Origin of the sequence: Coleofasciculus sp. H7-2 (genome assembly GCF_042747725.1) — a bacterium.
Taxonomy (GTDB): Bacteria; Cyanobacteriota; Cyanobacteriia; order Cyanobacteriales; family FACHB-T130; genus FACHB-T130.
Window position 1 is genome coordinate 1 of sequence record NZ_JBHZGO010000009.1, and the last position, 13,233, is coordinate 13,233.

Here is a 13,233-nt window from a genome sequence, read left to right on the forward strand (position 1 = left end):
CCATGACCGGGATGTGAATGCCGCACATAACATACTCGCCGCAGGGCTTGCGGTGAAAGTCTGTGGAGCGAACGTAAGACCGGATAGGCATAAGTCTGATGGCAGTTGCATTGAAGCAGAAAAGTCTGAGAAGTGATTCTTGGAATCCCCGTACCTTTTAGGTCGGGGAGGATGTCAACAACCAGAGATAGAAGTAGCACGAAAACAGATTTGCACCTATGGCTTACACCTCTAAAATCTTGGCATTTGCCGGTAGCACCCGCACCGATTCGTACAATAAAAAGCTGGTACAAGTTGCGGCGAACGGAGCGCGGATAGCGGGAGCTGAGGTGACATACTTGGATCTGCGCGATCTGCCGATGCCGCTATACGATGGGGATCTGGAAGCAAGCGAGGGAATGCCTGAAAATGCGCGGAAGTTTAAACAGCTGATGATCGAACATCAGGGACTTCTCATCGCTTCTCCGGAGTACAATAGCTCAATTACAGCCGTTTTGAAAAATGCCATTGATTGGGCATCACGTCCATCAGCGCCGGAGGAACCCCCGCTAGTGGCTTTTGCAGACAAGGTGGCGGCGATCATGAGTACCTCACCGGGAGGATTGGGCGGTTTACGCTGTTTAGTCCACCTGCGCTCAATCCTGGGGAATATCAGAGTCATCGTTCTTCCGGATCAGGTAGCTGTGCCAAAGGCTTTTGAGATATTTAATCCTGACGGTACGATGAAAGATCCCAAACAGCAAAAGTCTATTGAGAAGTTAGGAGAAAAAGTCGCTACCTTCGTGGCAAAGTTGAACGGGTGAAATAGGCAGGACTTACGCAACTTGCGCGACATCTGAGGGCAACCACAGGGGGATTGCCCCTACAAAAGGCTATATATATAAGCTTTGCGTAAGTCCTGATAGGGCACGGGAAGCGATCGCTTATTTGCTAAGCCCAAACTTGATAAAAGAACTAGCTATGAGGCTCTAACCTTTTAAAAGCTCTCAAAACCACCAAACACAGCAAAGCGCCAATTAAGCTCATTTGCCACAACCCACACCCAGCAGCAATTCCCAAAGCAGCGGAAACCCAAGTAGCCGCAGCAGAGGTGAGTCCGCGAACTTTAACACCTGTTTTTGATTCCTGCTGAGACTCGCGTAAAATTTCTCCAGCGCCTAAAAAACCAACCCCGGCTGTAATGCCCTGAATGACTCTGCCAAGAGCCTCAGCGCTTTCTTGAGCCGTACCTATCTGGAGGGGCACGAGAACAAAGAATGCTGAACCCAAACTTACTAACATATGGGTTCTTAAACCAGCTGGCTTGTGCTTAAGTTGCCGCTCTAAGCCGATAACCGCCCCAACCAGCAAAGCAAGGCATAGCCTTAAGAGAATGCCTAAGCCATCATTGGGAGAAAGCACGTAGGTTTGTGACAATGTTGTGCTACTAAAAACGAATATTTCAACCAGTCTAGTTTACAAGCTGGTTTATGCAGATGAATCAAAGCGCAACGGTTGCGATCGCAACCATTCCCCTTTTTTTAGCTAACGGAGAGGGGGGGATTCGAACTCCCGGAACCTTTCGGTTCATCCGATTTCAAGTCGGACGCAATCGACCACTCTGCCACCTCTCCAGATGTGTTTTTTTATCATATCAAGGTTGTGGAGCTTGTTACTACTAACTTAAAACTGGTTGTATTACTGGCTCGGTGCGATGGTAAAGAATCTGCTCGGATGCAATGGTGAAGTCTTTACCAACCCAAATTAGGGAGACTTGGGAGACGACACCAGCTTGCAGGGAAACGAGGGAGAAATTATGCAGGCGGTTCGTTTCCGTTAGGATAATCCGAGGTACGCTTGCTGAATTTAAGTAAACTGTTCCCTCTGAGCTGACATACACAGGGGTTCGCAACTGTTTCTTGGTGTGGCGCATCCCGTGGTGCATATGACCGAAAGTGACGAGGGGAATGATTTTACCTCCGTCACGAGTTTGGGCGATCGCATCTGCAAAATCCGGATCGCCATAGTCGCCACCGATGGGATGCCAATCTTTGCCACAGGGGTCTTCTGCGCGATCGCCTAACCCGACAGGTCCATTGTGACCCATAAAAATAATCGTTTCAGAAGCAGCATTCTGAGCCGCTGAGACAATTCGGGCGGTTGACTCCTCAAAATTCCTCACTTTGTACCGTTGTTCATAGAACTGGGCATTTTTCCAGACTTCTCCACCCCAGCTAAAAGGACGACTCCCGACTACTGTTAAATTTAGTGCGGGAAAATCAAGCGAATCGTAGCCGACATGGGTTTCTCCCAGCAAATCCAGCTGTTGTTGCACCCGGTCTTCTTTCTCGCGGTCGTAGGGACACCGACTTCTCCCCCAATCTGAGGCGCTGTACCAAGCGTCGTGGTTGCCCATTATTGCCGCTTTGGGAAGATCGAGAGATGCGATCGCTCTTACCACCTCCACCGACTCATTGCCAAAATCCCCCACAAACAGCACTAGGTCAACACCCAGATGCTTCAGGGCAATTTCATCATCACTGTCCCACTGGTCGTGAATATCGCCAACAACCGCAATTTTGATTGGTTTTTCCAGGTTCCTCTGATTGCTCATCCTATCTTCCTCGTCAGTCTTTCTCCAGCATAAAAAAGCATCGCCTGTTTTCGTAGTATCCTCTGGAGTAACTCCTTTTTTTGTCAATATATAGCAATCCTATTTAAGTTGTGCGCGAGTATTCGCCTTAGCGTAGAGACAAGGGTTATCGCGTCTCTACAGGGAGAGTGCAAATCATTTAGGATTGCTATATCCTCGTTCCCACCCGGTAGGAGCGGGGTTTCCCCGCCTTGGGAACCAAAAATTTTCTCTGAAATGACTTCCCCACAAGTTTTGGTAAAAACAACTATAATTACTGATTACACGCCTAACGACTTGATTCTCTAGAAAAATTATCACTATGTTTACTAATACGCTCCCCCAACGTAATTTTACTCAGACCGCCGCGCTACCTCACGATCTATTTGAGGCGATAAGTGCCCTCAAAAAAGAATTAAATGCGGTTATTCTTGCCCATTACTATCAAGATCCTGATATTCAGGATGTAGCGGATTATATCGGAGATTCCTTAGAGCTTTCCCGGAAAGCAGCCAACACAAATGCGGATGTCATCGTCTTTGCGGGGGTTCACTTTATGGCGGAAACTGCCAAAATTCTCAACCCCGATAAGTTGGTACTCTTACCCGATCTCAACGCCGGTTGCTCTTTGGCAGATAGTTGTCCTGCGGATGCTTTTGCTAAATTTAAGGCGGCTCATCCCGGTCATATAGTAGTTTCTTATATCAATTGCTCTGCCGAAATTAAAGCGATGAGCGACATTATTTGCACCAGTTCCAACGCAGTTAAACTGGTTCTTCAGATTCCAGAAGACCAACCAATTATATTTGCCCCAGATCGGAATTTGGGACGATATGTAATGGAACAAGCGGGGCGAGATTTGGTGCTGTGGCAAGGTAGCTGTATGGTGCATGAAACTTTCTCTGAAAAGAAGATTGTCCAGCTAAAAATTGAACATCCAGAAGCTGAAGTCATTGCCCATCCAGAGTGCGAAACGTCGGTATTGCGCCATGCCAATTACATCGGTTCTACTTCAGCACTGCTGAAGTATTCTCAAGCAAGTTCCACTCAGGTATTTATTGTGGCGACTGAGCCGGGAATTATTCATCAAATGCAGAAGCAGTCACCTAACAAACACTTTATTCCAGCGCCGCCAATGAACAACTGTGCTTGCAATGAGTGTCCTCATATGCGGTTAAATACTCTGGAGAAGCTGTATTTAGCGATGAAAAATCGGGCACCGGAAATTACTTTAGCAGAAGAAACGCGAGTGGCAGCGCTGCGTCCAATTCAGCGGATGTTAGAGATGAGCGCTTAGCCAATGTTGGGTTGGGAAGGAAACCTGAGAGAAAAGAACCCCACCCCCAGCCCCTCCCCGCTTGCAGGGAGGGGAGCCGGAAGCGCAGGCTCGCTCTGTTGGGATTCCTCTTGATTGCGGGTAATCAACCGGATTTGGTATAACAAGCAACGATGAACGATGAATTAGGAACGATTTAGTGGCGATGAATAGAGAGTGCTTGATCGTTTTTACTCGCTATCCAGAGCCAGGAAAGGCAAAGACTCGGCTAATTCCGGTTCTGGGGGAGAATGGCGCTGCAAATCTTCATCGCCAGATGACGGAACATACACTCTTGCAGGCGAGGGAACTGCAAAGCGATCGCGCAACAAGAGTGGAAGTTTATTTTACTGGCGGCAACCAGCATTTAATGCAAGACTGGTTGGGAACTGATATCATCTATCAGCCGCAGGATGAGGGCGATTTGGGACAGCGGATGAAGTCGGCGTTTCAAACGGCTTTTGCAGCTGGGATGGAGGGCGTGGCGATCGTCGGCACCGATTGCCCTGGTTTGGATGCGAAGATAATGGCGCAAGCGTTTGAGCAGCTAAACGGTCATGACTTGGTTTTGGGACCGGCGACGGACGGCGGCTATTATTTAATTGGGTTGCGGCGGGTGATTCCAGAATTGTTTGCGGGAATCAACTGGGGAACTTCGGAGGTGCGAGAAAAAACGGTAGCGATCGCTATCTCTCTTGGTTTGGCTGTTGCTTATCTTCCTTCTCTGGCTGATGTTGACCGTCCAGAGGATCTGGCAAAAGTTACGAGTTTTGAGTTTTGAGTCACACAAGCGCTAGAATTTCCATCATTATTCCCGTTTTGAATGAAGCCGCTGACAGAATTAAGTCAACGTTAGCGAGTGTTCAGAATGTCGAAAATGTGGAAGTAATTGTGGTGGATGGGGGGAGTCAGAATGAAACTGTCGCCCTAGTGAAATCCTGGGGTATTCCAGTTGTGTCTTCCACCGCTGGACGTGCCTGCCAAATGAACGCGGGTGCAACTGCTGCTACAGGAGATATCTTGCTATTTCTCCATGCCGATACCTCTTTACCGGCTGGGTTTGAGAAATTAGTTTCCCTGACACTAGCGCAGTCTGGAACCGTTGCGGGTGCCTTTGAACTAACAATTGATTCTCCAATGCGATCGCTACGTCTAGTTGAAAAGATGGCAAATTGGCGATCGCGCTTTTTTTCCCTACCCTACGGCGACCAAGCTATCTTCTTAAAAGCTTCTGTATTTCAGGATGTTGGGGGTTTTCCCGATCTGCCGATTATGGAAGATTTTGAATTTATACGTTGTCTGAAACGCTTGGGGCGAATTGCCATTGTCCCCACTCCGGTACTGACTTCAGCCCGTCGCTGGCAGAAACTTGGGGTGCTGAAAACTACCCTGATTAATCAGATAGTAATTCTTGGCTATTTATTAGGAATTTCCCCATCTCGACTGGTTAAATTTTATCGTCTTAAGAAGTGAGTAGACAATTTATCTAAAACTTTATTAATATACATATTTTTTTTAATTCCGATAAAGGGATTTATGGGAATTTCAACTACAATCGATGTACGGTAATGCCGCTACAGCTATGGTTTCAATCCCTAATAGGGATTTATGGGAATTTCAACCCGCAAAATTGATATTGCTGTAATCCGGGCTTATCTCGTTTCAATCCCTAATAGGGATTTATGGGAATTTCAACATTTTAGGTCACCCAAATCACCGGTGGATTTTTTTGTTTCAATCCCTAATAGGGATTTATGGGAATTTCAACTATAGGAGCTTCAAGGGTTCCTATACGCTGCGTTTCAATCCCTAATAGGGATTTATGGGAATTTCAACTGACTCAACAATTAAGGAGATTATTCGTGCAATACGGGTTTCAATCCCTAATAGGGATTTATGGGAATTTCAACTTGGAAGGGTGCTTTACCTCCGGGATAGTGAATCTCGTTTCAATCCCTAATAGGGATTTATGGGAATTTCAACAAGTTATTAAGAAAAGGTAAGGGGGCGGTAGGAATTGGTTTCAATCCCTAATAGGGATTTATGGGAATTTCAACCTCGTGAATATGCAGAAATAATTCTGGGAAAAAAAGCAGCGTTTCAATCCCTAATAGGGATTTATGGGAATTTCAACTGCATTCTGATTCTAAAATGTTTAGGTTTCGCTCAATATGTTTCAATCCCTAATAGGGATTTATGGGAATTTCAACAGCGGCTCTCTAAAAGATGTTGATTTTCAACTTGTTGAAGTTTCAATCCCTAATAGGGATTTATGGGAATTTCAACCAAAGAGTGCCAGAGATCCCCTTTGCAAATTTCCCTGTTTCAATCCCTAATAGGGATTTATGGGAATTTCAACTTCGCATCTGTTGCTTCCGATAAGTTGAATGCTGTAAAGTTTCAATCCCTAATAGGGATTTATGGGAATTTCAACGCTAAAGCAAACACTATTTACATTCCTAATGTGGTTTCAATCCCTAATAGGGATTTATGGGAATTTCAACTTTACCCACGACAAAAATTGCCGTGGGATACAGTAAGGTAGTGTTTCAATCCCTAATAGGGATTTATGGGAATTTCAACATCTGATAATATTTCGCCCACACCAAGACACTCCGGTTTCAATCCCTAATAGGGATTTATGGGAATTTCAACCAAGCTATGGGTTCGTTATCCTCATCGCAACTACGTTTCAATCCCTAATAGGGATTTATGGGAATTTCAACTTAATCGAGAGATTTGCTCCAAGGACAAAAAAGGTTTCAATCCCTAATAGGGATTTATGGGAATTTCAACTATTTGTGAATTATTTTCTAATGTGCAACCAAAAAGTTTCAATCCCTAATAGGGATTTATGGGAATTTCAACTCTATCCGGGGTTCTTTTAAAGGAGTAATTGAATGACAATGTTTCAATCCCTAATAGGGATTTATGGGAATTTCAACTCGACAAACTGATTGACGATGAAGGGTTCTAAGTTTCAATCCCTAATAGGGATTTATGGGAATTTCAACTCGTCAAAAGCGGGTACGACGTTAGAGATGGGATGTTTCAATCCCTAATAGGGATTTATGGGAATTTCAACTCGACGTATCACGTAGCGGAGATATCCCAATCATGTTTCAATCCCTAATAGGGATTTATGGGAATTTCAACTTGTCATATTTTTTCGTCCAGTCGTCGTTATCGGGGTTTCAATCCCTAATAGGGATTTATGGGAATTTCAACAACGTCATACACAATAAAAGCCACGGCGTGTCTAGGTTTCAATCCCTAATAGGGATTTATGGGAATTTCAACTGTGGCCCCGCTGCTTATCCGCCGCCGCCCACAGGAGTTTCAATCCCTAATAGGGATTTATGGGAATTTCAACTCGTTAATTAGTGGTGAAAGCTGATGCTTAATTTCGTTTCAATCCCTAATAGGGATTTATGGGAATTTCAACTTCAGTCAAGCTGCTTTACTCAAATCCAATCTCTTGTTTCAATCCCTAATAGGGATTTATGGGAATTTCAACCCCTATATCGCCATAATCCCTGAGATTGATGTGTCTGGTTTCAATCCCTAATAGGGATTTATGGGAATTTCAACTTTACTTTTTCACGAGTGACTTCAATCGCTTTAAGCCGTTTCAATCCCTAATAGGGATTTATGGGAATTTCAACAAAATAGTAATTGGAATCAAAGCCTTGAGAACTATGTTTCAATCCCTAATAGGGATTTATGGGAATTTCAACCATTTTCGGCAAATTGCTCTATTTATAGATGTTCTGCCGAGTTTCAATCCCTAATAGGGATTTATGGGAATTTCAACTGGAGGCGCTGGATCATGCTGCAACCGGCTGGGTTTCGTTTCAATCCCTAATAGGGATTTATGGAAATTTCAACGTTGAGTTTCTGAGGCTTCGTGCCGCTGGTTTCTGTTTCAATCCCTAATAGGGATTTATGGGAATTTCAACTTTTTCGACGATCCCGATCTGCCCTCCTATCAGTGCCCGTTTCAATCCCTAATAGGGATTTATGGGAATTTCAACTCGGGATAGCCTACCTTCCGGGCGATCCGGTTGAGGGTTTCCGGTTTCAATCCCTAATAGGGATTTATGGGAATTTCAACTTTTCTAAATCTGCTTTCTCTTCATCGGTCAAATCGTTTCAATCCCTAATAGGGATTTATGGGAATTTCAACAAGTCGGGTAACGGCTATCTTTCTTATGCATGACGTTTCAATCCCTAATAGGGATTTATGGGAATTTCAACCTCCGCCTCGAACCTTGAAAAATGAATTTCCTAATCGTTTCAATCCCTAATAGGGATTTATGGGAATTTCAACGAGATTACGGGCCATGCATCCCTGGCAAACGTGCGTTTCAATCCCTAATAGGGATTTATGGGAATTTCAACTGTATCCATTGAGGATTTTTACAGTCAGTTTTCTCGTTTCAATCCCTAATAGGGATTTATGGGAATTTCAACCGCAGGATATAAAGGTGCACGAGGAACCAAGGTTCCTCAGGTTTCAATCCCTAATAGGGATTTATGGGAATTTCAACGAGAGGCTTTATGTTTGTCAAGCGACTTATAATGAAGTTTCAATCCCTAATAGGGATTTATGGGAATTTCAACAATAGCCCAGATTCTACTTTATAAGCATATTGAAGTTTCAATCCCTAATAGGGATTTATGGGAATTTCAACAGCAGTGGATTAGCGAGATTCGCCGCAAACTAAAAGTTGCTTGGTTTCAATCCCTAATAGGGATTTATGGGAATTTCAACCGAATCCTCATCAACTTGAGCTGTCAGCGATCGGGTTTCAATCCCTAATAGGGATTTATGGGAATTTCAACTGTTATCCAACCGTGAATCTCCCAAAATGTAAGGTTTCAATCCCTAATAGGGATTTATGGGAATTTCAACCGTATCCCGATTCAACTTCTTTGAGGAACTTTTCGTTTCAATCCCTAATAGGGATTTATGGGAATTTCAACCTGATTGTTGAAATCGAGCGCTACTTAATTGTCAACATTGTTTCAATCCCTAATAGGGATTTATGGGAATTTCAACGTTGCGTGGCATGGAAAGGGGTTTGGGGTTAAGCCGATGTTTCAATCCCTAATAGGGATTTATGGGAATTTCAACTCGGTTGGGCTGCTACAAGGGGCATACTACTGCGTTTCAATCCCTAATAGGGATTTATGGGAATTTCAACTACAAGGGCTACCAGTGCCCATTATCCTATGCGTTTCAATCCCTAATAGGGATTTATGGGAATTTCAACTTCGTAGGGACGATTAAGGCTGGAGGTGTCGGGATGTTTCAATCCCTAATAGGGATTTATGGGAATTTCAACAATTTTAAGCGCAAAACCAAGGCCAAACGGGACTACGTTTCAATCCCTAATAGGGATTTATGGGAATTTCAACGGCAATATCGCCGCTGCTGCACCGCCTCCAGCCGTTTGTTTCAATCCCTAATAGGGATTTATGGGAATTTCAACTTTCCCGCTTCCCAGCTCAGAGATCGGATTCTTGTTTCAATCCCTAATAGGGATTTATGGGAATTTCAACATGGCTAAATTCTCCACGGGATAAGTCTTGAGCATCGTTTCAATCCCTAATAGGGATTTATGGGAATTTCAACCTGTATGCCCATTCCGTTAAATCGTTGTAATCGTTTGTTTCAATCCCTAATAGGGATTTATGGGAATTTCAACATAATAATGAAATAATGAAAAGCTTTCTAAATACAGTTTCAATCCCTAATAGGGATTTATGGGAATTTCAACTCGCACCTGTGCATCTGATAGCGGTTCCAGTTTGATGCGCGGGTTTCAATCCCTAATAGGGATTTATGGGAATTTCAACAACACGGCAGCATCACCCTGTTGCAGTGCAAAAGGTTTCAATCCCTAATAGGGATTTATGGGAATTTCAACTAGCCTCCTTATTAACTGGTGATATATCTAAAATTTCAGTTTCAATCCCTAATAGGGATTTATGGGAATTTCAACTTTGAAGTAATATCATCAGCTTGAAAGTAAAAATTTGTTTCAATCCCTAATAGGGATTTATGGGAATTTCAACTATCAAAGTTGCTTGGTTCACTTTGGATTTCCATAGTTTCAATCCCTAATAGGGATTTATGGGAATTTCAACTGTGGATGAAGTGATGCAGCGATACGAGGATTTTGGTTTCAATCCCTAATAGGGATTTATGGGAATTTCAACGACAGGTACAAGATCCTTTTGAGGGCGACGGCTGCGTTTCAATCCCTAATAGGGATTTATGGGAATTTCAACGCGACAGAGAAAACGGAGGCACGAGGGCATAGCGGTTTCAATCCCTAATAGGGATTTATGGGAATTTCAACGATGGCGGAATAAAAAGGCGTATCTGCATGATTCGAGTTTCAATCCCTAATAGGGATTTATGGGAATTTCAACTTTTTAATCCAGTTCCTAGTTCATTGGATAAGATGTTTCAATCCCTAATAGGGATTTATGGGAATTTCAACTCCTTTGGATACCAGCCTTTCCTGCATGATGGCGTTTCAATCCCTAATAGGGATTTATGGGAATTTCAACGCTGGACTTTTAAATGTGTTGGGTCAGATTGGGAGGTTTCAATCCCTAATAGGGATTTATGGGAATTTCAACTTGATGCCCTAGCCAGCCGTGGAAAATAGCCAGTTTCAATCCCTAATAGGGATTTATGGGAATTTCAACATTAGTTGTAGCGAAAATAGTAAATATATTTTAAATGTTTCAATCCCTAATAGGGATTTATGGGAATTTCAACTAAAAAGGCAGCGCGCTCTAGGTCGCGCTGACCCGATTCAAAGTTTCAATCCCTAATAGGGATTTATGGGAATTTCAACTCCAATTATTCGCATTCGAGTTTGTGCAGAATGCCGTTTCAATCCCTAATAGGGATTTATGGGAATTTCAACTTGACTTTGATAGCATCAAAACGAAGAAAACCGAAGCAAAAGGTTTCAATCCCTAATAGGGATTTATGGGAATTTCAACCTGTTCAAAGGGTTCAACCACGGGACGATTCGTTTCAATCCCTAATAGGGATTTATGGGAATTTCAACTGTAAAGAGGGTGGGAGAGAATGGAACTTCGGTGAGTTTCAATCCCTAATAGGGATTTATGGGAATTTCAACCCCCATCAACTACAACGAGGTATTTCAATAATGCGTTTCAATCCCTATTAGGGATTTATGGGAATTTCAACATGAGTGATTTGCCTAGTTTGCCAAAGCTATCTAGTTTCAATCCCTAATAGGGATTTATGGGAATTTCAACCGCACGCATGCGCAATCTTTGTTTTAATACTTAAGGGATGTTTCAATCCCTAATAGGGATTTATGGGAATTTCAACTTTTGTAATATGGCATTTTATGGCGTTGTTGGTGCGTTTCAATCCCTAATAGGGATTTATGGGAATTTCAACATCGCCTTCTAAAGTCATTGCCCCCTCGTGCACCGTTTCAATCCCTAATAGGGATTTATGGGAATTTCAACACAAATCTTTTGGACGACTTGATAAAATTCCCAAGTTTCAATCCCTAATAGGGATTTATGGGAATTTCAACTTTAGATAGTGGTATCGGAAGTAATCATTGTGGACTGTTTCAATCCCTAATAGGGATTTATGGGAATTTCAACTTTGGGCGTTCGCGTCAGTTTCGTTCAGGTTGCCGGTAAGCTGTTTCAATCCCTAATAGGGATTTATGGGAATTTCAACATGTAGTAGGGGGCAACGTTATCATCTCGTTCCGAGTTTCAATCCCTAATAGGGATTTATGGGAATTTCAACTTGGTCATTTTGTTGGTCGGTGTGATTTCTTTTGTTTCAATCCCTAATAGGGATTTATGGGAATTTCAACTTGTGGTTGTTTCTTTCTTTCTTATTCTCAATATGTTTCAATCCCTAATAGGGATTTATGGGAATTTCAACCCCCCGCGGATAAAGACGAAGAAGTTGGATTTGAGTTTCAATCCCTAATAGGGATTTATGGGAATTTCAACATGCAGTCCCGATATACCTGATATTCTTCGGGCTTGTTTCAATCCCTAATAGGGATTTATGGGAATTTCAACCTACTTGGATACTACTTGGATAGTACTTGGATAGGTTTCAATCCCTAATAGGGATTTATGGGAATTTCAACAAAATAATGATTAATAGCTCCTACGGGTCGCTGGGGTTTCAATCCCTAATAGGGATTTATGGGAATTTCAACGCTATATGTGCCGCTAGAAACCTGGATAGCCGACGCGTTTCAATCCCTAATAGGGATTTATGGGAATTTCAACCCAACTCATTATGCACATCAATTCTAGCAATGCCCGTTTCAATCCCTAATAGGGATTTATGGGAATTTCAACATCCAGCTTATCACACCCCGGATTAATTAGCAATTTGTTTCAATCCCTAATAGGGATTTATGGGAATTTCAACGCGCTTTTTGAATTTACCGTTCGTCTTCAATGGTTTCAATCCCTAATAGGGATTTATGGGAATTTCAACGGTCATCGAATCGACTTTTTTCGTAACCGTGTCTGTTTCAATCCCTAATAGGGATTTATGGGAATTTCAACTTTCTTATCTAGAAGTTGGGGAAATTATTACTTGTTTCAATCCCTAATAGGGATTTATGGGAATTTCAACAAACTATGGAGCTAATCCACGATGAACGCAGCGGTTTCAATCCCTAATAGGGATTTATGGGAATTTCAACATCAGCTCAGCCCACTTTGGAAGCCCCTGGCGTCGGTCGAGTTTCAATCCCTAATAGGGATTTATGGGAATTTCAACACTTACAGATAGAAGTCAGACTAAGCCAGTTGTTGTTTCAATCCCTAATAGGGATTTATGGGAATTTCAACCCACCGTTCCGCCACTACCGGCACTGTTACCAGACATCGCGTTTCAATCCCTAATAGGGATTTATGGGAATTTCAACGCTAGTCTTTAAGACTGGTAGTTTGCTGTATTCTCCGTTTCAATCCCTAATAGGGATTTATGGGAATTTCAACAGATACCACGCCATCATAGTGTACTCAGCCTCGGTTTCAATCCCTAATAGGGATTTATGGGAATTTCAACGATGATACCACCATCAACCCGGATAATGTTTTGCCGAGTTTCAATCCCTAATAGGGATTTATGGGAATTTCAACCTCCACCAAGGTTCGGGAGGTTTGGCAAATCTTTGTTTCAATCCCTAATAGGGATTTATGGGAATTTCAACCAAATTTAGAAATCATTCAGAAACTTAGGGAGAGAGTTTCAATCCCT

At 42.8% G+C, this 13,233-nt stretch carries 6 protein-coding genes, 1 tRNA gene, 1 pseudogene and 1 CRISPR repeat array (1 of these 9 only partly in view); of the genes and pseudogenes, 5 read left to right on the top strand and 3 right to left on the bottom strand.

The features are described 5' to 3' along the window. Window positions 1-136: pseudogene (locus tag ACFW2W_RS01810) on the top strand (RNA-guided endonuclease TnpB family protein); the annotation flags it as partial. A gap of 82 nt (window positions 137-218) precedes the next feature. Next, window positions 219-803 carry an NADPH-dependent FMN reductase gene (locus ACFW2W_RS01815; RefSeq protein ID WP_378172543.1) on the top strand — a complete coding sequence of 195 codons (585 nt, stop codon included), beginning with the start codon at window positions 219-221 and terminating at the stop codon, window positions 801-803. 151 nt (window positions 804-954) lie between these two features. Here ACFW2W_RS01815 and ACFW2W_RS01820 read toward each other — a convergent pair whose 3' ends face one another. From ACFW2W_RS01820 to ACFW2W_RS01830, 3 genes are all read right to left on the bottom strand, one after another. Further along, window positions 955-1,416, bottom strand: a complete 462-nt coding sequence (locus ACFW2W_RS01820; RefSeq protein WP_378172545.1) for an MgtC/SapB family protein — start codon at window positions 1,414-1,416, stop codon at window positions 955-957. A gap of 112 nt (window positions 1,417-1,528) precedes the next feature. Further along, window positions 1,529-1,613, bottom strand: a tRNA-Ser gene (locus ACFW2W_RS01825). Window positions 1,614-1,657: 44 nt separating this feature from the next. Next, window positions 1,658-2,593 carry a TIGR04168 family protein gene (locus tag ACFW2W_RS01830; RefSeq protein WP_378172548.1) on the bottom strand — a complete coding sequence of 312 codons (936 nt, stop codon included), beginning with the start codon at window positions 2,591-2,593 and terminating at the stop codon, window positions 1,658-1,660. 340 nt (window positions 2,594-2,933) lie between these two features. Here ACFW2W_RS01830 and nadA point away from each other — a divergent pair, with 340 nt between their 5' ends. The 3 genes from nadA (at window position 2,934) to ACFW2W_RS01845 (ending at window position 5,399) form a co-directional block, all read left to right on the top strand. Then, a complete protein-coding gene (gene nadA, locus ACFW2W_RS01835) occupies window positions 2,934-3,908 on the top strand; it encodes a quinolinate synthase NadA (protein WP_378172551.1) in 975 nt (324 codons plus the stop codon). 184 nt (window positions 3,909-4,092) lie between these two features. Further along, window positions 4,093-4,707, top strand: a complete 615-nt coding sequence (locus ACFW2W_RS01840; RefSeq protein ID WP_378172611.1) for a TIGR04282 family arsenosugar biosynthesis glycosyltransferase — start codon at window positions 4,093-4,095, stop codon at window positions 4,705-4,707. Next, complete coding sequence (locus tag ACFW2W_RS01845; RefSeq protein ID WP_378172554.1) at window positions 4,704-5,399, top strand: TIGR04283 family arsenosugar biosynthesis glycosyltransferase; 696 nt, start codon at window positions 4,704-4,706, stop codon at window positions 5,397-5,399. Before ACFW2W_RS01840 ends, ACFW2W_RS01845 begins: the two co-directional genes overlap by 4 nt. 40 nt (window positions 5,400-5,439) lie before the next feature. Continuing rightward, window positions 5,440-13,233: a CRISPR direct-repeat array (repeat unit 37 nt) (it continues 24,315 nt past the right edge of the window).